At 46.5% G+C, this 21,882-nt stretch carries 21 protein-coding genes; 4 read left to right on the top strand and 17 right to left on the bottom strand.

Annotated features, from left to right (window positions below; genetic code table 11):
- Positions 1-591: 591 nt before the first annotated feature.
- The 9 genes from S2091_RS00915 to rpsP form a co-directional block, all read right to left on the bottom strand.
- Positions 592-2,247, bottom strand: coding sequence for an acid phosphatase (locus tag S2091_RS00915; protein ID WP_105529897.1), 1,656 nt, complete (start codon positions 2,245-2,247; stop codon positions 592-594).
- Between the two features lie 123 nt (positions 2,248-2,370).
- Positions 2,371-4,002 carry a peptide chain release factor 3 gene (locus S2091_RS00920; protein WP_243405289.1) on the bottom strand — a complete coding sequence of 544 codons (1,632 nt, stop codon included), beginning with the start codon at positions 4,000-4,002 and terminating at the stop codon, positions 2,371-2,373.
- Positions 4,003-4,114: 112 nt separating this feature from the next.
- A complete protein-coding gene (locus tag S2091_RS00925) occupies positions 4,115-4,462 on the bottom strand; it encodes a DUF3579 domain-containing protein (RefSeq protein WP_105529898.1) in 348 nt (115 codons plus the stop codon).
- A gap of 152 nt (positions 4,463-4,614) precedes the next feature.
- Positions 4,615-5,571, bottom strand: a complete 957-nt coding sequence (locus S2091_RS00930; RefSeq protein WP_105529899.1) for a CobD/CbiB family protein — start codon at positions 5,569-5,571, stop codon at positions 4,615-4,617.
- A gap of 118 nt (positions 5,572-5,689) precedes the next feature.
- Positions 5,690-6,361 (bottom strand): CoA pyrophosphatase, encoded by a 672-nt coding sequence (locus tag S2091_RS00935; protein ID WP_423828221.1) that lies wholly within the window; start codon positions 6,359-6,361, stop codon positions 5,690-5,692.
- Positions 6,362-6,468: 107 nt separating this feature from the next.
- A complete protein-coding gene (gene rplS / locus S2091_RS00940) occupies positions 6,469-6,855 on the bottom strand; it encodes a 50S ribosomal protein L19 (RefSeq protein WP_105529900.1) in 387 nt (128 codons plus the stop codon).
- 130 nt (positions 6,856-6,985) lie between these two features.
- Positions 6,986-7,735 carry a tRNA (guanosine(37)-N1)-methyltransferase TrmD gene (gene trmD / locus S2091_RS00945; RefSeq protein WP_105529901.1) on the bottom strand — a complete coding sequence of 250 codons (750 nt, stop codon included), beginning with the start codon at positions 7,733-7,735 and terminating at the stop codon, positions 6,986-6,988.
- A 44-nt stretch (positions 7,736-7,779) separates the two neighbouring features.
- Positions 7,780-8,379: a ribosome maturation factor RimM gene (gene rimM / locus S2091_RS00950; protein WP_243405262.1), complete on the bottom strand. Its 600-nt coding sequence runs from the start codon at positions 8,377-8,379 to the stop codon at positions 7,780-7,782.
- 31 nt (positions 8,380-8,410) lie between these two features.
- Positions 8,411-8,671: a 30S ribosomal protein S16 gene (rpsP, locus tag S2091_RS00955; RefSeq protein WP_105529903.1), complete on the bottom strand. Its 261-nt coding sequence runs from the start codon at positions 8,669-8,671 to the stop codon at positions 8,411-8,413.
- A 372-nt stretch (positions 8,672-9,043) separates the two neighbouring features.
- Between rpsP and S2091_RS00960 the strand changes: the two genes are divergently transcribed.
- Positions 9,044-9,469, top strand: a complete 426-nt coding sequence (locus S2091_RS00960) for an NINE protein (RefSeq protein WP_105529904.1) — start codon at positions 9,044-9,046, stop codon at positions 9,467-9,469.
- A 6-nt stretch (positions 9,470-9,475) separates the two neighbouring features.
- On the opposite strand, the gene S2091_RS00965 is transcribed toward S2091_RS00960, so the two are convergent.
- The 8 genes from S2091_RS00965 to ugpQ form a co-directional block, all read right to left on the bottom strand.
- The gene (locus tag S2091_RS00965; protein WP_105529905.1) at positions 9,476-10,567 is read right to left on the bottom strand and encodes a porin; all 1,092 of its coding nucleotides are present in this window, start codon (positions 10,565-10,567) and stop codon (positions 9,476-9,478) included.
- Between the two features lie 106 nt (positions 10,568-10,673).
- Complete coding sequence (locus tag S2091_RS00970) at positions 10,674-11,090, bottom strand: hypothetical protein (protein ID WP_105529906.1); 417 nt, start codon at positions 11,088-11,090, stop codon at positions 10,674-10,676.
- 37 nt (positions 11,091-11,127) lie between these two features.
- Positions 11,128-12,918 (bottom strand): acyl-CoA dehydrogenase, encoded by a 1,791-nt coding sequence (locus S2091_RS00975; protein ID WP_105529907.1) that lies wholly within the window; start codon positions 12,916-12,918, stop codon positions 11,128-11,130.
- Between the two features lie 202 nt (positions 12,919-13,120).
- Positions 13,121-14,050, bottom strand: a complete 930-nt coding sequence (locus S2091_RS00980; protein WP_105529908.1) for an electron transfer flavoprotein subunit alpha/FixB family protein — start codon at positions 14,048-14,050, stop codon at positions 13,121-13,123.
- Positions 14,051-14,800, bottom strand: coding sequence for an electron transfer flavoprotein subunit beta/FixA family protein (locus S2091_RS00985; protein ID WP_105529909.1), 750 nt, complete (start codon positions 14,798-14,800; stop codon positions 14,051-14,053).
- A gap of 230 nt (positions 14,801-15,030) precedes the next feature.
- Positions 15,031-15,258, bottom strand: coding sequence for a sulfurtransferase TusA family protein (locus S2091_RS00990; RefSeq protein WP_105529910.1), 228 nt, complete (start codon positions 15,256-15,258; stop codon positions 15,031-15,033).
- Positions 15,259-15,565: 307 nt separating this feature from the next.
- The gene (gene alaS / locus S2091_RS00995; protein ID WP_105529911.1) at positions 15,566-18,175 is read right to left on the bottom strand and encodes an alanine--tRNA ligase; all 2,610 of its coding nucleotides are present in this window, start codon (positions 18,173-18,175) and stop codon (positions 15,566-15,568) included.
- 152 nt (positions 18,176-18,327) lie between these two features.
- Positions 18,328-19,074: a glycerophosphodiester phosphodiesterase gene (gene ugpQ / locus S2091_RS01000; protein WP_105530175.1), complete on the bottom strand. Its 747-nt coding sequence runs from the start codon at positions 19,072-19,074 to the stop codon at positions 18,328-18,330.
- A 170-nt stretch (positions 19,075-19,244) separates the two neighbouring features.
- Here ugpQ and S2091_RS01005 point away from each other — a divergent pair, with 170 nt between their 5' ends.
- The 3 genes from S2091_RS01005 to S2091_RS01015 all read left to right on the top strand — a co-directional run bounded on the left by S2091_RS01005 (position 19,245) and on the right by S2091_RS01015 (position 21,878).
- Positions 19,245-20,483, top strand: coding sequence for a CaiB/BaiF CoA transferase family protein (locus tag S2091_RS01005; RefSeq protein ID WP_105529912.1), 1,239 nt, complete (start codon positions 19,245-19,247; stop codon positions 20,481-20,483).
- 302 nt (positions 20,484-20,785) lie between these two features.
- The gene (locus S2091_RS01010; protein ID WP_105529913.1) at positions 20,786-21,331 is read left to right on the top strand and encodes a phage tail protein; all 546 of its coding nucleotides are present in this window, start codon (positions 20,786-20,788) and stop codon (positions 21,329-21,331) included.
- 10 nt (positions 21,332-21,341) lie between these two features.
- Complete coding sequence (locus tag S2091_RS01015; RefSeq protein ID WP_105529914.1) at positions 21,342-21,878, top strand: phage tail protein; 537 nt, start codon at positions 21,342-21,344, stop codon at positions 21,876-21,878.
- Positions 21,879-21,882: the final 4 nt, after the last annotated feature.

A 21,882-nucleotide genomic window follows, 5' to 3' on the forward strand; every position in this document is an offset into this window, starting at 1 on the left:
TATTGACATAGTATTTTAATATTTCAACGAATATCATTAGCTGACGATGTGAACGGACGTGTTGAGTTGTTAAGCTTATTTTTAAGTTTGGCTCTAATGAAATTTTTCATTTTTTTAAATAATGTAGTCTGTAAATTTAAATTTACATCGGATTAAATGATCATTTAAAATTTATCTATGCCCTATTTAGGGCATTTTGATAAAAAAATAGAAAAATTTAGCCGTAAAAGCAACAGACAATTTTTGGCCAATTAAACTCATTCATTCAATAAACTTAATTGTAAGACGCCTAATTTCTGAAGCTCTGAATTAGATATCATTATTGAATTGGTCGTCAAATGGATAAGGCGGATTGAAACTTTCCGTTACAAAAAACTAATGCGTATGCCTACCGCGTCATTCCTGCGCAGGCATAGGAATGAAAATAATGAGGGTATGGATTACAAGTAAATTTGATTACTTGAAAAAAGTGTGGGGGGAGATCAGCACTACGCGGATATTTAGTGACACAAAGTGCCCTCAACGCGTGTTGAAATTTCCTAAATACCCGCTTTACAATTGAACGATATTCCCGGCAAGGGCTCCTTACAATCAAGCAAAACTCAACGCACCAGTTAAATCCCCCGGCGGCAAAGCGCCACGTTCCGCAAACGCGGCATTACGAACTGCCAGCCCTTCCAGCAACGGCAAATCATACAAGCGACTGATGAAACGCATGATGGATGTCGTATCATAAAAACTATGGTCGACATTACCCTTCTTGGCAAACGGCGACACAATAATTGCCGGAACCCGTGAACCCGGCCCCCAGCGGTCACCCTTAGGCGGAGCAACATGATCCCACCAGCCGCCGTTTTCATCAAAAGTAATCACCACTAGCATATTTTTCCATTGCGGACTGTGTTTTAAATGCTCCAACACGTTCACAACATGTTGATCACCCGATTCCACATCCGAATAACCTGCATGTAAATTCAAATTACCTTGAGGCTTATAAAAAGTCACCGCAGGCAATTTACCTGCCACTACATCGGTCAAAAATTTATTTGAAATTGGACTATCACCAACACCGCCATCACGCAAATGTTCAGCACGCTCTTTACTGCCCGGAGCAAATTTCTGAAAATAGTTAAACGGTTGATGATGGTATTGAAAATTAGGGCGCGGTCCGCCACCCTTAGCATCTAAAGCCGCTTGCCAGGCACCGCCATACCAGGCCCAGCTCACGCCTTTTTGCGATAGTACATCACCAATTGTGCGGAAAGTTTGCGGTGGCAAAGTGCTGGGGTTTTGCGCATCAGCCAACGTTTGATCGCCACTCTCGGCCGGTTTAATGTAACTTGGTTGAAACGGTGGCGCCATAGTGTTGACAGCATAACCATCGGGTGAAATAGAACCATCCCGAACAAATTTAGGTGGGCCATCCACGGCCGATGCGGGATTATCTTTAGCTATAGCTAAGCGAGTTCCGGTTGGCCCATCTTCAGTGACCACAATTTTATCTTTGGCCGGACTGGAAGCAGCATTAAAATACTCCGGTGCGCGACCTGAAATTAAAAATTGATGGTTCAGGAAAGAGCCGCCAAATGCAGCCATAAAAAAATTGTCGCACAGGGTATATTCTTTAGCGACTTGCCATAAACCGAGATTTTTTTGGGTCTCGCCATAATGCCCCATCACCATCGCGCCAGAATTACCCCATGCGACAAACTGATCATTCTTACCGCCGTTAATTTGCATTTGATTTTGATAAAACAAATGGGCTAAATCACGGGTAATAAGACCTTCGGGTAAGGGCTTGCCATCGCCATCGGTTAATGCGAACGGTGCATTAGGTAACCCGGTGATTTTGCTTTCAGTAATCTGATATTGTTTACCGCCTAAAGTTTGCTCCTGCGGCACAATTCCGCCCCATATTTTAGGCAGTTGCGTTAGCACCTGACCATTGCGGTCGAGCTGAGCATATGCAGCCGCGGGCACTTCCGACAAGGGCTTGCTGACGCCCGGAAAGTTTGCGAACAGATTGGTGAAACTGCGATTTTCTAAAAAAATCACCACGACATTTTTAATGTTGTCCTTGAGTTTGGCATTTAATGAACTGCCACTTGGTACTGGCTTAGAATTCACTGCCAACGGTACGCTGCCCAGCACTCCAGCGGCAGCACCGGCTTGCAGTAAGCGACGGCGGGCTGGGTTGGTTGGCGGATCATCTGGCTGATTAATTTGATCGTTGTCTTTGGCTTGCATGGTCACATTCTCCTAATTAAAGCAGTTGATAGCTGGTCGCGCGAATTGCGATTTAACCATAAAAAAATCCGCCGAAGCGGATTTTATATAATCAATTTACAAAACTCAGCTGATTCGGCTGGCTCAGTTTAGCTTCGCGGCATGTTCCCTAGTCGCATGGAACACAACTTGCGGCCAACGCTCTTGAGTCAGTTTTAAATTAACACCTGAAGTCGCCAAATACGCCAAATTTCCAGCAGCATCATGCGCTAAATTATGTCCGGCGCTGGAATTTTGAAAGTCATTCATGATCTTTTTATCGTCGCAACTAACCCAACGCGCACTGCTGATGCTGGTTCCTTCAAACACGGCATCTACACCGTATTCATTCAACAACCTGCTGGCAACCACTTCAAACTGCAATACCCCAACTGCGCCCAACACCAGATCTGAATTATTAATCGGCTTAAACACTTGCACAGCACCTTCTTCACCGAGCTGTTGCAAACCTTTGTGCAATTGCTTGATTTTGAGTGGGTTACGAATCCGGACCGAGCGGAAAAAGTCAGGCGCGAAATATGGAATGCCAGTGAATTGCAACAATTCGCCTTCTGAGAAACTATCACCGATCTGCATGTTGCCGTGGTTAGGCAAGCCGATAATATCACCGGCAAACGCTTCTTCAACCTGCTCGCGACTGGACGCCATAAAGGTGACCACTGACGATACTTTGACTTCCCGGTTCAAGCGTAAATGTTTGAGCTTCATGCCGCGTTCAAAATGTCCTGAGCAAACGCGCAGAAAAGCGATGCGGTCGCGATGCGCCGGGTCCATATTGGCTTGAATCTTAAATACAAAGCCTGAAAACGGTGCTTCGGTTGGCTCTACCGAACGCACGGTTGCATCACGCGACCGTGGCGCTGGCGCCCATTCAATTAAGGCGTTTAAAATTTCGCGTACACCGAAGTTATTAATGGCTGAGCCAAAAAATACCGGTGTTTGAGTGCCCGCTAAAAATGCGTTCAAATCAAAAGGATGTGAAGCGCCGTGCACCAATTCCACTTCCATTTTCAGCTGTTCAATTTCAAGCGGGAACATCGCGGCTAAACGCGGATTATCGATTCCTTTTAATACTTCAAATTCTTGATCAGCGCGGTCATTCCCTGCGGTAAACAGCATGATTTCATCGCGTAAAATATGGTACACGCCACGGAAATTCTTACCCATACCGATCGGCCAGGTAACCGGCGCACATTGGATTTTGAGGACCGACTCCAGTTCATCTAACAATTCCAACGGATCACGGGTTTCCCGATCCATTTTATTGACGAAGGTAATAATCGGCGTGTTGCGCATGCGGCAAACGTTGAGCAATTTAAGTGTTTGTTCTTCCACACCCTTGGCGGCATCAATCACCATCAAGGCCGAATCAACTGCGGTCAATACGCGATAGGTATCTTCAGAAAAATCCTGGTGACCCGGCGTATCAAGCAAATTGACGACGTGACCTTTATAGTCAAACTGCATGACCGAGCTGGCAACAGAAATACCGCGTTGCTTTTCGATGTCCATCCAGTCTGATGTCGCATGACGGCCGCTTTTGCGTCCCTTTACCGTACCCGCCAATTGAATCGCGCCGGAAAACATCAGTAATTTTTCGGTGAGCGTCGTCTTACCCGCATCTGGGTGAGAAATAATGCCAAAAGTACGGCGGCGCGCTACTTCTTTATTAACTAAAGCAGTGGCGGACGTTGAGCCGGCAGTATTTGGTGAAATCGGTGAAGTCGGTGGGATTTGGTCGGACACAATAAACGATCGTAACAAAAGGTGAGCAGTCTACCGTTTTTAGCTGCTAAAGTCGATTGACTTGCAAGCTAAGGCGATGAATCTAAACGGGCTTGGCTGGCTGGGCGGGTGTTTCTGGTATCAGACACGCATCAATAATTTGCAAATCATTATCTTTAGCGAAATCCAGCACGAAATGGTAGGCCAACGGTTCGATTTCACGCAAAGCATGATCGACGACCACAGAACGTATTCCATTGATCAGGATGGGCTGTACAAAGAGTGAATAATGCAAATGGCTCTGACGGCCGCTATCCGGCCGAAAACACGACATAGCGCCGCTTAATCGCTCAGACCAATCGCTAGGACGAAATTGTTTTCCGTCGCTAGTGAGACCAAGGATAAAGAATTCACTTTTTGGAGGTTTGTTGTTTGATGTGCTGTCGACCATTGTAAGGATCGCCTTTACTACTAGGTAGCATGAAAGTCAGTATTATATCTTATAGAAGACCGAACATTCGAGCTTCCTGAAGGAACTCTCAGTATAGGCATCAAAATTGACTATGCAAAGAACACGGCTGCGCGTGTTCTCACCCAAACCTATCAGGCCAGCCACACCGCCATTGAGAGCAATAACAGCAGCAACATCCATAGTAACAAAGCACGCCAGACCAAGCCGACGGCACTTTGCAAGGAGCGTATGCCAGCCGGCTCGCCAGGCATCACCTCCGGTTCGATTCCGACCGAATCAACAATGGCTGCATCGATCGGAAGTTCTACTGCATTTTCTTCCGGACTACCAAGCCGCACGCCTAACGCGCCACTGCCTGATGCCAAAATAATACCTTCCGATTCATTTTTCCAACGATGTGCAAAATTGCGCCAGGCGTAAATCGCATCCTCAAAATTGCCGACTACGGCAAAGGCGATGGCGGTTAAACGGGCTGGAATCCAATCAATGATGTAAAAAATACGTGCCGCGTATTGCCCAAATGCTTCATTTTTCATGTGTTGCGGTTCATTCCAGGCGCGCGAAAGGTGTTCGGCAACCCGGTACATCACTGCGCAAGCAGGGCCAACTGGCATTAAAAACCAGAAAAACACGCCAAACACACTGCGGTGAGTAGTAATTAATGATTTTTCTACTGCTAAACGAGCAATTTCAGATACATCCAAACCTGTGGTATCGGTATGTGTCCATTCGGCCAATAAAGTACGAGCAGTTTCTTCGTCGCCGGAATGTAGAGCCAATTGAATCGAAGTGAAATAATGGCTGTAGTGACGGAAACCCAAAGTTAAATAAACGATGATGATATTCCACAGCAGTGCCGCGAAAATATTTAATTTGTGTAGGCAAATCCAGTAAATAAGCGCAGTTGGCACCGTTAAAATCGCAACAGTAATCCACCATCCAAGACGCCCATTTTGCGGCTCTCCGGCATTGCACCATGCTTCTATGCGCATCGCGAGGGCTTTAATCGCTGTGTAAATAGGATTATCAGCACGCAAGGGCTTTAATTGCTCAATCAACAAGGCGCAAAGTATAGATAAGAAAGTCATTGGTTCAAAGAATAAGTCAGAGCAATTAAAGCCTCGGTCAAACTAGGACGAAGCAGAAGGAAATAAGACGCCAAGATAACTTAGACAGGCAATTGTTGCAACTAATAGTCGCAAGCAACTACGCCCGCAAGAAGTGAAACAGATTACGCAACATGCCCGCCGTTGCGCCCCAAATGAAATAATCTTGATACGGCATGGTGTAAAAACTGCGGCGTACTTCTTGTTTTGGAAACACGCTACTACGAAGTTGGTGCCGACTTCCATCCATCAAATAAGCCAGCGGCACTTCAAAAATTTCAGCGACTTCGTTGGCATCCGATTGCAACTCTAACGGCAACTGAACCGCGGCAACGACTGGAGTAACACGATAACCAGTTCCCGTATAGTAATCTGGCAATAGCCCTAATATTTCAACATAGTCTCTACTCAAGCCAATTTCTTCATGGGCTTCGCGCAACGCTGTTTCTATCAGACTGCTATCTTCGAGCTCGACTCGGCCACCAGGAAAACTAATTTGCCCCGCATGATGCGTCAGATGCGCGGTGCGTCGGGTGAATAGCAGATTTAATCCTTCGGCGCGCTGCACTAGCGTAATTAAAACCGAGGCATTGGTGTAGGTTTTATCTACTGAAAATAAACGCAATTCGTCGGTTATTTCAGGATGCCATTCTGGAGGATCGGCAAACCGCGTTCTTATCCAATCTAAATTTAAACGCGTTTGTTCCAGAACCGATTCTCCGGCAATGCTGTCAACAGGGACAGATTGCGGATCGAAAACAGGGATACTCAAAACCAACTCCTTAAACCGTTCACTCTATTACTCACTGTATTGTTGCATTAAACCAAGAAAAAAGGGCACCGGAAGGCGCCCTTTTTTTGCTACTTACACATAAATTATTAAGCTGCTGCTGGAGCAGACTTAACTTTACGTGCAGGCAATTTTTCTTTAATACGTGCAGATTTACCTGAACGTTCACGCAAGTAGTACAACTTAGCGCGACGTACATCACCGCGACGTTTAACTTCGATCGAAGCGATCAGTGGTGAGTACAATTGAAATGTACGCTCAACACCTTCACCGGACGAAATTTTACGCACGATAAAATTTGAATTCAAACCACGACGACGACGTGAAATAACAACGCCTTCGTAAGCCTGAGCACGTTTACGTGTGCCTTCGACTACGTTTACATAAACAATAACTGTATCGCCTGGGGCGAAATCAGGAATGTTTTTACCCAAACGGGCAATTTCTTCTTGCTCAAGTTGTTGGATCAGATCCATTTTTAACTCCTGTAACCATCTTGCTGGTGCCTGAATACTACTGGCCCGGTAGAGGATGGGATTAATCATGTAAGCCTGGGCTTACGCTTGGTGCTACTTTTTACTTAACTGCTTACTTATTTGCTACTTATTAAGCTTTACTGCTTAAATACTTTTCATCCGATTTACTCAACAAACCCGCCGCGCGCGCTTGTTTAATTAAATCCGGGCGCTTCATTAAGGTTGCTTTTAAAGCCTGCTCGCGTCGCCATTGCTCAATAACTGCATGATTTCCGCTCATTAATACTTCTGGAACGGGAACATCATCGTGCATTTCTGGGCGCGTGTAGTGCGGGCAATCTAACAAACCATTCACGAAACTATCTTGTACAGCCGAATCTTCATCGTGCAACACGCCGGGCAATTGACGGATCATAGAATCCATTAAGGCCATGGCGGGTAATTCTCCGCCGGATAACACGAAGTCACCCAAACTGATTTCTTCATCAACGCATGAATCAAGCAAGCGCTGATCTACCGCTTCATAACGACCACACAGTAATACTAAGCCAGAATATTCTCCCAACTGCATTACCCGCTGATGCGTAAGCGGACGTCCTTGCGGCGACAAATAAATAACTCTTGGTGCAGAAAAACCTTGTTCTGTCTGACGCAATTTAGCAGCGCTAATGGCTGCCTGCAACGGCTTTACCATCATCACCATGCCAGGTCCGCCACCATACGGCCTGTCATCGACGGTGCGATGTTTATCGGTCGTAAAATCACGTGGATTCCAGAGCGTTAACGCACATTTTTTTTGCTCAAATGCACGTCTGGTCACGCCAGATTGGGTAAGCGCTGCAAACATTTCGGGAAAAAGCGTAATAACATCAAACTGCATATTGATCGCCTTTAACTGTCACATTTACCAGTAACTCAACGCTACTAATAATCCAGTCCCCAATCGACCGTAATTTTTTTACTTTGTTGATCTACGTTAGGCACAAACCGCTCTACAAACGGTATCAAATACTCGCGTGCCGCCGCAGGAACAACTTCAGCTTCCTGTGCAGAGTTAATCTCAACCTTAACTGGATTAGATTGAACTACACGAAGAATCGGATGTGCGCCATTGTCGATGAGATCAGCAACCACGCCCAAACTCTCGCCTTGCAGATTTTCAACAGCCAAACCGATTAGGTCGAGCCAGTAAAATTCATTGTTTGAGAGTACTGGAAAGTGACTGCGAGAAATCTGCACCACAGTGCCTTTTAAGCCTTCCGCCGCGTCACGACCAACAACGCCCATAAGTCGGGCTACTACATCGTCGCCATGCCGCTTTGCTTCCAACTTTTCAACATCATGCACATTAGCTGGTGCTTCTGAACGCACCTCGGGCTTGCCTAACCACCACGTTTTTGCATGCAATAAAGCATCCGCTTCGGCAGAATAAGGATGAATTCTTACCCATCCCTGCACGCCATAAGCACCGGTGATGTGTCCAACCGAAATTAAATCAGCAGGTAATGGTGTAGGTGTAGCCAAACTCGATGTCAAAGTCTTACTTTCAGACAAATTAAACAGCTGCTGGAGTTTGTTTCGCTGCCAAAGCAACTAAACGCGCTACCGCTGGCGACAATTGCGCGCCGTGGTCTGTCCAATGAGTCAAACGATCTTGAGCAATACGTACTGTCTCAGCAGCACCAGAAGCTACTGGATTGTAAAAACCGATACGCTCAATAAAGCGACCGTCACGACGATTGCGTGAATCAGTTGCTACGATATTGAAGAAAGGGCGCTTTTTTGCACCACCACGAGCTAAACGAATAACGACCATAATAATTCCAAAAAAAGAGTACTAAAGAGTACGAAGGCGGAAAAACCGAAGATTATAACGCACAATATCTGCGACAGCAAGCAACCTTCAATAACAAGAAATATCAGACAAACGCGAACAGTATATACCTTAGGCAATATGGGAATCGAATTTTGACGCCAATTTCGCACTCAACGCTAAATTTTTATTAGCTAATTTTGCTCGTGAAAATATCATAAACATATTAATAACGTACGTTTTTGCGGCTTAAAACTACTTATCCCATCATATGCACGTCGAATTCAAGCTAAATTCCGCACCATGCCTCCAGACGGAATCATAAGCCACGGCAATATTTATGTACAATGAGCGCTTCTTTGCAGGTAGGTCATTATGACAACTCAACAAACTTCACACAAAAATAAAACCATCGCGGCGCTGCTTGCTTCGATCGGAGGTGGAATTGGTATGCATCGTTTTTATTTGGCCGGTTGGCGCGACAAATGGGCTTGGCTGCACTTTGCCAGCTTGCCAATATCACTATTAATTTATTTTTTTAGTTATAACGTACTGTCATTTTTTACTGCTGCTCCACTGATTTTGTCAGTCCTGATCGGCTTCCTGGCCAGCTTGGTGATAGGCACTACCTCAGATGAAAAGTGGGATACGCAATTTAATGCCAATTCATCTCAAAAATCAGAGTCAGGCTGGCCAATTGCTATGATTTTGGTACTCACTTTAGGTATTGGCGCAGGCTCATTAATCGCCGTTATCGCACGCACTTCCGACTTATTTCTCACTGGCGGCTTATACGGCTAATCACAGTTAAAACGATTGACTGATACCTGTATAAAACGCACTCTGATTAACACCTACGGCACTATTGCCAACCTCAATAGCAAAACTGGTGAGTGCACTATTATGCAAGCTGCCGATGCTGGCAAACAGCAGTGTGCGTTTCGATAAGCTGTAATTGGCGCCCAGCATGATCAAATTAGCGCTCCCGGTACTTTGATTCAAATTGACGTGGAACGCGGCAGGAATCAATGTCAGAGCCGGGGTAATTTTATAATTGGCACCGAGCCAGAACTGGGTTGCCTTATCAGGGTTGCCATAGCTAGCAAGCATATCGGGTGCCGATTGCGTTTGGCAACCAGCAAACAGCTTCCACTTATCCAGCGTAAGCGTGCCGCCAGCGGTTAATTCCTTAGAATATTGAAACAAGGTGGAAAGCTGACCGCTCGGATCATACGCAACGTCGTACATCACCTTCAATTCAAGCCCATCTTTGTTGTAGCCAAGCTCAATACCATTGCTACTACTGTCTTGGGTCGAACCCGCTACTTCACCAAAACCATACATTCCCACGGCAGAAAATCCATTCATATCCGGCGTAATGTATTGGACTTGATTGCTGGTTTGCGGCCAGTTACGGCCCTTTGCCAGAGTTGCAGTACCCATTGCCTGTTGTCCGGTGGGATCCAGACTCCAGACGATATCACTCGGTAAAGTTAAATCCCGCCCAAGTTTTAAGGTGCCATAATCGCCGCTCAGACCAACAAAAGCGCGGCGACTCCACAATGCACTGCCGCCATTGACGACGCCATTACCAGTGGCAAAACCGCTTTCCAAGGTAAATAGCGCCTTCATGCCGCCGCCAAGATCTTCGGCTCCCTTAAAGCCAAAAAAGCTGGTACCCCATTCGTTTCCGGGAGCACTCCACTGGCTGCCTGTGATGGCAACACCATTGCTGTCAATGCGGCCGGTATTTTGATTACTTTGGTAGTTAACTTCAGCATCGACGCGACCGTACAGGGTAACGTTGCTTTGTGCTTTCACTTGACCGCTGCATGCACCAAGGACAGTAGTCAGCAATAAAAACTGAAGGCATGACTCTTTGAATGCGGTATTGTTCATCAGCTATCTCCAGATAAGACATTATTCCAGATTAGTTCAGAACAACCCGCAATACAAAGATATCCCTGATCAGAACTTCAGGGATATCAAGTCAACAATGAAAAAATTAAGACTCCGCTTGTTTAGCCTCTTGCAACGAACGCAAAAACAAACCTAAACCACCTACCGCTAACACCAGAATAACGATCAGATCAAACAGGCTCATAGAACGCAGGCTGAAATGTATCGAGCTAATCACACCAAACAAGAGCGCCGCAAGCGAACCGATGGCCAGCAGCCAACCGAGCAGATTTTTGATATTGTAAAAAATCATGCCAACGCCAAGGATGAAAGGAATCATGATCATGCCGCTGGTAATACTGTAATAGCCACCCATTGCGGCAAACCCATAAAGCCCCATACCCATGCCAAAACTCGATTGCACTATCACATCATTGAGCAGCATATAAAACCCGCCACACATCATAAATAGCCCAATAAAAAATTGGCCAATACCGCCACTGGTTCCACCTGCTCCGCGCATGTTTATTCCTTTAAAGTTAAACGGCTTTGTATAGTTTTTAGAATTGCTGTTCCGATAAGGCCAACGTACCGACGCTACCTAACAATATGCTGGTTTTAATGCCTTGCGCTTGAACTAAATAATGCTCAGCAAAGAACCGTGCAGTAGCAATTTTTGCTTGATAGAACGAAATATCCGCTACGCCTTCTTGTAACTTTTCAGCCGCAACCAAGGCTGCGCGCCCCATTTGCCAGCCGCCAAGAACAATACCAGCCAATTTCAAATACGGCACGCTACCAGCAAATACCGCTTTAATATCGGTTTTCATATTGTTTGCTACGTAAGTAACCACTTCGTCCATCGCCGCTGCCGCTGCTGTCAGTTGCACTTCAATCGCCAGCAAATCAGCTTGCTTGCTCGCAGCTAATTGCTCAGCCGTTGCACGCACTTCAGCCAAGATCACCTTGGCAGTAGCACCAGCGTCACGCACCGTTTTACGTCCGACCAAATCATTCGCCTGGATTGCAGTCGTGCCTTCATAAATAGTCAAAATCCGGGAATCGCGATAATGCTGCGCCGCGCCAGTTTCCTCAATAAAGCCCATGCCGCCATGCACTTGCACGCCAGTAGAAGTCACGTCGATCGACATCTCGGTTGACCAGCCTTTAACGATAGGCACCAAGTATTCATACACGATTTGATTTTGCTTGCGAACCGCTGCGTCAACATGGTGATGTGCGGTATCCAATTTAGCTGCTGCAACATAAGCCAGAGCACGCGCCGCTTCAATTTGCGAGCGCATCGTCATTAACATACGCTTTACATCTGGATGATGAATAATGGCAACCGGTCCGGCCGAACCAGCTAAATCACGTGACTGAATCCGGTCTTTAGCGAAAGTAACCGCTTGCTGATAAGCCCGCTCAGCAACGCCAATACCTTGCATACCGACGCCAAAACGCGCTGCATTCATCATAATGAACATGTATTCCAGGCCGCGATTTTCTTCGCCGATCAAATAGCCGATCGCGCCACCATGGTCACCAAACTGCAATACCGCAGTTGGGCTGGCTTTAATACCGAGCTTATGTTCAATCGAAACGCAATGAACGTCATTGCGAGCGCCCAGTGAGCCGTCTGCATTGACCATGAATTTCGGTACTAAAAATAAGGAAATCCCCTTAACGCCTTCCGGTGCATTCGGTGTGCGAGCCAACACTAAATGAACGATATTTTCTGCCATATCGTGTTCACCGTAAGTGATGAAAATTTTAGTGCCAAATACCGCAAACGTACCATCATCATTCGGCACGGCACGGCTTCTGACCATCGCCAAATCGGAGCCTGCTTGTGGCTCGGTCAAGTTCATGGTGCCGGTCCATTTGCCGCTAATTAAATTTTCCAGATACTGCGATTTCAATTCATCGCTACCGGCAGTCAACAAGGCTTCAATCGCGCCATCGGTCAGCAATGGGCATAAGGCAAATGAAATGGAAGCTGAATTCAGCATTTCCAAACAAGGTGTTGCGACTAACTTCGGCAAACCCTGTCCACCATATTCAGTAGGATGCTGCACACCTTGCCAGCCAGCTTCGGCAAATTGTTTGAAGGCTTCCTTAAAACCTTTAGTGGTTGTTACCACACCGTCTTTCCAAGAGCTCGGTGCTTGGTCGCCGATCCAATTTAGTGGCGCAATCACACCGCCAGCAAACTTGGCGTTTTCTTCCAAAATAGCTTCGACCGTATCTGGTGTGGCGTCTTCGCAATTCGGCAAAGCATTAATTTGTTTGAGTCCGGCGAGTTCGTTCAGCACGAACAACATATCTTTTAAGGGCGCGTTATAGCTCATTTGATTACTCCAAAAAAATGGACAGGAGGCAGTTTAAAACTAGCCGCCTGTCCATGAGTGCGATGCAATGTGTCGAAATTTTTAAATCTGTTTTTTTGCCAGGGCTTACGCAAAATTGCTCCAGCAAGGCGCACTAACGCAGACAGTACGAATGTACGGCAAGGAAGTGCAACGCCGCTGGGGCGGTTTTGCGTAAGTCCCCTTACCCTAATTCAGCGATTAACTGCGGCACTATCTCAAACAAATCACCTACGATGCCGTAGTCAGCTACTGAGAAAATCGGTGCTTCCGGATCTTTATTGATCGCAACAATAGTCTTGGAATCTTTCATCCCGGCCAAATGTTGAATCGCGCCGGAAATACCAACGGCAATATACAAAGATGGGGCAACAATTTTACCCGTCTGACCAACTTGCCAGTCATTCGGCACATAACCAGCATCAACGGCTGCGCGTGATGCGCCCATTGCTGCGCCTAATTTATCAGCCAACGGTTCCAGCAATTTAAAGTTTTCGCCCGAACCCATACCGCGGCCACCGGAAACAATAATTTTTGCAGCTGTTAATTCAGGACGATCCGACTTAGCTACTTCGCGTGACACAAAGCTCGATTGACCGGAATCAGCCACCGCAGTAATGTTTTCAACTACAGCCGAACCACCCGCTGCTGCAGAATCAAAACCGGTAGTACGCACGGTAATCACTTTAACTGCGTCAGTTGATTGCACTGTTGAGATCGCGTTACCAGCGTAAATTGGACGCTCGAACGTGTCGGCAGAAATTACCTTGGTAATTTCAGAAACTTGCGCTACGTCTAAAATCGCGGCTACGCGTGGCAAAATGTTTTTACCGTAGGCAGTAGCTGGGGCGAGAATGTGGCTGTAGTTACTAGCAATCGCCAGTACTTGCGCTGCACAGTTTTCTGCCAAACCATCCGCAAAATGCGCTGCGTCAGCAACTAACACCTTACTTACGCCAACTAATTGCGCTGCTGCCTGCGCTGCTGCGCCGCACTGATGACCCGCTACCAAAACGTGCACATCACCACCGCATTGAACTGCAGCGGTAACAGTATGAGCAGTACTCCCTTTTAAACTGACATTATCGTGTTCAGCAATAACAAGTGTTGTCATTTATATCACCTTGGCTTCATTTTTAAGTTTGGCGACTAAAGTTGCCACATCAGGTACGATAATTCCAGCGGAACGTTGTGCTGGCTCGACCACTTTTAATGTTTTAACGCGAGGAGCAACGTCCACGCCTAAGTCTGCTGGTTTGACGTTATCTAATTGTTTTTTCTTCGCCTTCATGATGTTAGGCAAAGTTACATAACGTGGCTCATTCAGACGTAAATCTGTTGTGATAATCGCTGGCAAAGTCAGTGACAGGGTTTCTAAACCGCCGTCTACTTCACGCGTTACGCTTACTTTTCCATCAGCGACAACAACTTTAGACGCGAAGGTGGCTTGCGGCCAGCCTAATAACGCAGCCAACATTTGTCCGGTTTGATTGCAATCATCGTCAATCGCTTGTTTGCCAAGGATGATCAATGAAGGTTGTTCTTTATCCGCGATTGCTTTCAACAATTTGGCTACGGCCAACGGCTGCAACTCTGCATCGGATTCAACCAAAATACCGCAATCTGCACCAATTGCCATCGCTGTACGCAACGTTTCCTGGCATTGTGCAACGCCACATGAAATGGCGATAATTTCTGTCGCAACACCGGCTTCTTTTAAACGAACCGCTTCTTCAATAGCGATTTCATCAAAAGGATTCATCGACATTTTAACGTTGGCGATATCCATCCCCGACTGATCGGATTTGACACGCACCTTGACGTTATAGTCAACAACGCGCTTGACTGGTACTAGTATTTTCATAATTTTGCCTGTGCAAAGTTCAAGTAAATCGAAGATTATAAACTGAGATGTTCAACTTCAATGTGAATCTTATCTAGAGGGACGTAATTTAGCACGATCGTACTTTTAATTCCATGCGGTATCTAGAATTTAACTCCTAATTACAACAATATCGCCGCTAGCGTAAAAGTCGCAGGCAATAAAAAAGCCCGCTAAATCGTAGCGAGCTTTTAAAGAAAACGCATATTGAATTATTTGCGTTTTATGTAGTATTCATATTCTTGCAAATGTTCCTCATGTGCAATTAATTCATTACCGGTTTGTTTTGAAAATGCCTGGAAATCACGAATGGAACCGGGATCGGTGGAAATCACATGCAAAATCTCGCCGCTCAACATTTCAGCTAACGCTTTTTTTGCCTTAAGAATAGGAAGTGGACAATTTAACCCGCGGGCGTCCAGTTCTTTATTGAAATGCATAATTTCCATCCGGTAATTAATGAAACGAACAATGCACCAATTCTACCGCAAATAAATCCAACATGGTGCATCGCAACATACAACAACATCAAACCAGCGCTTTTTAGCTACTAATTGCACGGAAATTGCATGAAAACACGCCGAATTAAGCGTTTATTGCAAAATCAGGAATTACCATCACTGCTTTCAGCAATACTGCGCACTGTAGAGCACTATTGCAGAGCAAAAAAATTAAACGGATACGCTGCAGGGATTACAACTTATTTATAGCACCTGCAGCAATATCCGCAATAAATTTATTTTTTACTTAAGCCCGTTCAGTTACCCATGCAGCAACACCTGCTAAAGCTTGCGCCAAACCAGCTGGGTTAGTACCGCCAGCCTGCGCCATATCTGGACGTCCGCCGCCTTTACCGCCGACTTGCAACGCAACAAAATTAACCAAATCACCCGCTTTTACACGAGCGGTTGTATCCGCAGTTACGCCAGCGACCAAACTTACTTTGCCATCTTGCACAGAAGCCAACACAATCGCAGCAGTTTTTAAGCTGTTTTTGAGCTTTTCTGTCACTTCGCGCAATGTATTGGCATCAGCACCTTCCAGTACTACGGCTAATACCTTAATTCCTTTAATATCAACGGCTTGCGAAGCCAATTCATTACCCTGATTTGCCGCCAACTTGGATTTAAGTTGCGTCATTTCTTTTTCCAGCGATTTAACCTGCTCTTGCACCAAAACAATGCGATGCAGTAAATCATCAGGCTGGGTTTTCAATAACGCAGCGGCTTCACCAAGACGTGCGGTTAAATTTTGTACCAAATGCACGGCCACTTCGCCGGTTACCGCTTCAACGCGACGAATACCTGCGGCAATTCCGCCTTCTGAGACAATTTTAAAGAAGCCGATATCGCCGGTGCGCTTAACATGAGTACCGCCGCATAGTTCGCGTGAGCTACCGATATCTAAAACACGTACTTCGTCGCCGTATTTTTCGCCAAATAAAGCCATTGCGCCATGTTTGACGGCATCATCAAATGCCATCACCTGCGCTTGTGCTGCGCTGTTCGTTAAAATTTCGCAGTTAACAATTTCTTCCACCTGACGAATTTCGTCGAAGGTCATGGCAGCATTATGGCTAAAGTCAAAACGGGTTTTATCCGCATCAACTAAAGAACCTTTTTGCGCTACATGCGCACCCAACACTTCACGCAAGGCTTTGTGCATTAAATGGGTAGCAGAATGGTTACGCACGGTTTGCGCGCGCACAGCCTCTGCCACATGCGCTTCCACTGACTGGCCGACCGCTAATGTGCCAGTCACCAACTCGCCATGATGACCAAATACATCTGGCTGGATTTTAGTGGTGTCTGACACTTCAAACGAAATACCTGGCGCTGACAAGCCACCACGGTCACCGCATTGACCACCGGATTCGGCATAAAACGGTGTTGTATCCAACACGACCAATGCTGATTGTCCTGCGCTTATCTGCTGCACCGGGCTGCCATCAACGTACAAAGCAATCACTTTACTTGCTTGCGCTAATTTTTCGTAACCGACAAAGTTGGTTTTTGCACCGCTATATTCAATACCGGCACTCATTTTGAATTTACCTGCAGCACGGGCGGTTTGTTTTTGATGCTCCATCGCCGTATCAAAACCGGCTTGGTCTAATTCCACGTTGCGTTCACGGCAGATATCCGCGGTTAAATCTAGCGGGAAGCCGTAAGTGTCGTACAAAGTAAACGCGGTGCGGCCATCTAGGCGTTGGCTGTCTTTAGCTAATGCCGCCTCCAAGATTTTCATGCCATGTTCCAGCGTTTCGCCAAAACGTTCTTCTTCTTGCTGCAATACTTGGGCAACACGCTCTGCCACTTGTGCTAATTCAGGGTAGGCCACGCCCATTTCGCCCACTAAATCAGCCACCAATTTGTAGAAAAACGGCTTAGTTTGACCTAATTTATGACCATGACGCAAAGCGCGGCGGGTAATACGGCGCAACACATAACCGCGTCCTTCATTGCCTGGGATAATGCCGTCCACAATCAAAAATGCAGCGCAGCGGATATGGTCAGCGATAACTTTTAAGGAGTTGTGATCTAAGTCGCTACAAGCGGTTTCACGCGCAGCCGCTTTAATCAATGCTTGAAAAGCGTCAATTTCATAGTTGGAATGGACGTGTTGTAAAACAGCGGCCAAACGCTCCAGACCCATACCAGTATCAACGCACGGTTTAGGCAGAGGATGCAAAACACCCTGCTCGTCTTTGTTGTATTGCATGAAAACCAGATTCCAGATTTCAATAAAACGGTCACCGTCTTCTTGCTCAGAACCTGGCGGGCCGCCCCAGATTTCAGGACCGTGATCGTAAAAAATTTCGCTGCATGGACCGCAAGGGCCGGTATCGGCCATTTGCCAGAAATTGTCGGATGCGTAAGGTGCGCCTTTGTTGTCACCGATCCGGATAATGCGCTCAGCAGGCACACCGATTTCATTGAGCCAAATGCCGTACGCTTCTTCGTCAGTCTGGTAAACAGTAATGGTCAGCTTATCTTTTGGCAGTCCATAAACTACCGTGAGCAATTCCCACGCATAGTGAATCGCATCGCGTTTGAAGTAGTCGCCGAACGAAAAATTACCCAACATTTCAAAGAAAGTGTGATGGCGCGCGGTATAGCCGACGTTTTCTAAATCATTATGCTTACCGCCCGCACGAACACAGCGTTGCGCCGTGGTGGCACGTGTATAACTGCGTTGGTCCTGCCCTAAAAACACGTCTTTAAACTGAACCATGCCCGAATTGGTGAACAATAACGTGGGGTCTGTGCCAGGTATCAGGCTTGACGAGCGCACGATGGAGTGGCCTTTGGATTCAAAGAATTTGAGGAATTTTTCGCGGATTTCGGACGATTTCATGTTCTGATTGGTTTCAGTAAATTAAAGCGAGTCTAAAGGGAAGTAATGCAAAGTTGGTGGATGATTATACGTGATGTAAGCGCAATTTTAGTAGCGGCGCCTATGCAAAAATCGCCCGAAATGCACGAATATAGTAATTAATAAGCATGAAATTACGTAAAATCAGCACCAATCAAATCCAGCCGATCCGTAAATAAAGCGTCTACACCCCAACTCAACAGTTCATGTGCGCGGGCAATTTCATTTACGGTATAACAACTTAAGCCATAACCAGCCTGTTTGATTTCATGCGCCAAAGTCGCAGTTAAATGCTGCTGATTGGTATGCAAAGCAACGGCATCTAATGCGCGCAGATGCTCATGCCAGTTTGCTGGTATCTGATCAAATAACACGGCGCGTGGAATAAGTGGTGCAGCTAATTTAACGGCAGCTAAGGCGTCCAATGAGAACGATGAAAACAACGGCAATGGCGCATTAAATTGTGTATTTTTCTGATAAAAATCGCGGGTTATTTCCCCGGTGATTTTTCCAGTCAGAGTATCAAACCCAGCGGCAGGTTTAATTTCAACATTCATCCAAATCTCGTTTTTAGCGCAAAATTCCAGCACTTGGGTGTAACTCGGAACACGGCATCCGGCAAACTCTGGCGCAAACCAACTACCTGCTTCCAGTTGAAAAAGGTCTTGCGCTAACATCTCGCTCACCTGCCCTTGCCCAGCAACGGTACGGCCGAGCTTTTCATCATGCAGCAACACAGGAACCAGATCTTTTGTTAGCATCACATCGAATTCAACTGCATGAAAACCCCGATTTAAACCGCACTGCATCGCCGCTAAAGTGTTTTCTGGTGCTAAGCTACCGCCTCCGCGATGCGCAATAATTTTTGGATATGGCCACATGTGATCGTCCATCAAAATGAAATAATATAGGACTTACGCAAAACCGCTCCAGCGGCGTTACGCTCTCCTTGCCGTACTAAAGTACTGTCTGCGTCGGCGTGCCTTGCCGGAGCAATTTTGCGTAAGTCCTATAACAAATTTAAAAATATAACCAAGCGAGACATTTTAGTATGACAAACTCCCCGCAGTCAGCTTCTTTAGAACATATTCGCGTACTTGATTTAACCCGCGTACTAGCCGGACCTTGGTGTACACAAAATTTGGCCGATTTAGGTGCCGATGTCATCAAAGTAGAACGACCCGACGTTGGTGATGATACGCGCAGTTGGGGCCCGCCTTATGCAAAAGATGCAGATGGCAACAACAGCACCGAAGCCGCCTATTATCTCACCGCCAACCGTGGCAAACGCTCGATTACGGTTGATATTGCCACTCCGGAAGGCCAACAAGTTATTCGCCATTTGGTGATGCAATCTGATGTGGTGATTGAAAATTACAAGGTCGATCAACTTAAAAAATATGGCCTTGATTACGCATCGCTAAGCGCTCTGAAACCCGATTTAGTTTACTGCTCAATTACCGGCTTTGGTCAGACCGGCCCCTATGCAGCACGTGCCGGCTATGATTTTATTATTCAAGGCATGGGCGGCTTAATGTCGATTACTGGCGAGCGCGATGAATTGCCCGGCGGCGGCCCGCAAAAAGTTGGCGTTGCAATTACCGATTTAATGACTGGCATGTACGCCACTATCGCAGTGTTAGCCGCCTTAACGCATCGTGAGCGCACTGGCGTAGGGCAATATATCGACCTGGCTTTATTGGATGTGCAAGTGGCCATGTTGGCGAATGTAGGCAGCAATTATTTGGCCAGCGGCCAGGCGCCGAAACGTTGGGGCAACGCGCATCCGAATATTGTGCCCTACCAAACTTTTGCCACCTCTGACGGCCATATTATTGTGGCGGCCGGTAACGACGGTCAGTATCGCAAGTTTGTGCAAGTAGGTGATTATCCTGAATTAGCCACCGATCCACGCTTTATCAGTAATCCGCAACGGGTTGAATTTCGCGACACATTAGTGCCCATATTGGCAGAAATGGTCAAGAAAAAATCCAAGGAAGAATGGCTGGAATTATTGGAGTCCGCCGGCGTTCCTTGCGGCCCGATTAATCGCTTAGATGAAGTATTCAATGATCCGCAAGTGCAGGCCAGAGAATGTGCCATTGAATTACCGCACCCAACGGCAGGTAACGTTAGGCTAGTGGCGAACCCAATCAAGATGTCGGCCACACCAACCCGCTACAACAACGCTCCGCCATTGCTTGGGCAACACACCAATCACGTTTTGCAGGAATTGTTGGGTTATTCAGAGCAACAGTTAGCGCAGTTGCGCGATAAAAATGTCATCTAAAAATAAATGCTTGGTTTCAACTTATGAATCTTAAATCAGGCAAGCTGCAAATAAGATACTTAACAGAACTATTGTTATTAGTATTTTTGGGGAGATAGGTCAGACATCGCTCGATCCTGACCTATTCTTCCCAACCTATTCTTTCTCAAAAACAATCTAACAGAGCTCAAAATTCACTCGACTCAAAATAATTACAAAAACTCCTTGACCAAGTAGAGTTGCTCGACAATTATTTACTGCTGCGAAACCCAATTCGCACAACATGACTTTTTCCAAGTATGACTTTCATAAGGAATAGAATTATGGAACCATTTATAGGTGAAATTAAGATTTGTGCTTTTCAATTCGCCCCACGCGGCTGGGCTTTCTGTGATGGGTCGATGTTGGCAATCAACCAAAATCAGGCATTGTACTCACTGTTAGGAGCGCAATTTGGCAGTAGCACTAGCAGCAGCTTTGCGTTACCGGATCTACGTGGTCGCGTCGCCGTGCACCAGAGTCCAAGCTATCCGATGGGCGCCATGGCTGGAGAAGAAACTGTAACGCTGACCAATGACACCATTCCCACACACAGCCATCAATTCGTCGTATCAACTACCCCCGCCAATCAACTCAATGTTGGGATCGACCAGGAAAACATACTCGCAACTAGTAACTTATACAGTCCAACGAATCCGGCAATCCAGGGCCCGGGTAAAAATCTGTATACCGCTGCCAGCAACCTCACACCACTACAAGCTAGCATCTGCAGCAACACTGGCAGCGGAGCGGCACATGAAAATATGCAGCCGTCACTAGTCATCAACTACATCATTGCGCTGAGCGGCATTTACCCAACCAGAGACTAAGGAGAGCATTATGGCAGATTCGTTTATAGGCGAAATCCGTATTTTTGCGGGTAACTATGCACCGGTAGACTGGCTGTTCTGTGACGGCAGCCTGCTTAACATCACAGAATACCAAACGCTCTACGCTTTAATAGGCACAGCATATGGGGGGAATGGCAATACAACTTTTGCGTTACCCAACCTGAACGGCAAGCTTCCAGTCGGGCAAGGAAGCGGCCCCAATTTAACGCCCCGCACCATCGCACAAACATTTGGCGTCACTACGGTAAGCCTGACTTCCAACCAGCTACCGTCCCACTTACATACGATTCAGGCCAGCAATAATCCAGCTACGACGATAACACCTGGCCCAACCCTCGCACTCGGCACAATAGCGTCGCCATCGGTATTTTATGACTTAGGCAACTCCGTGCCTGCGAACCAACGAGCATTTAACAGCCAGGCATTCAGCTTATCGGGCGGTAGTACCCCGCATGAAAATACGATGCCGACCCTATCGCTGTCCTACATCATTTCCACTGCTGGAATGTACCCTTCACAGTCTTAATTTT

This window comes from Solimicrobium silvestre (assembly GCF_002976435.1).
GTDB lineage: Bacteria > Pseudomonadota > Gammaproteobacteria > Burkholderiales > Burkholderiaceae_D > Solimicrobium > Solimicrobium silvestre.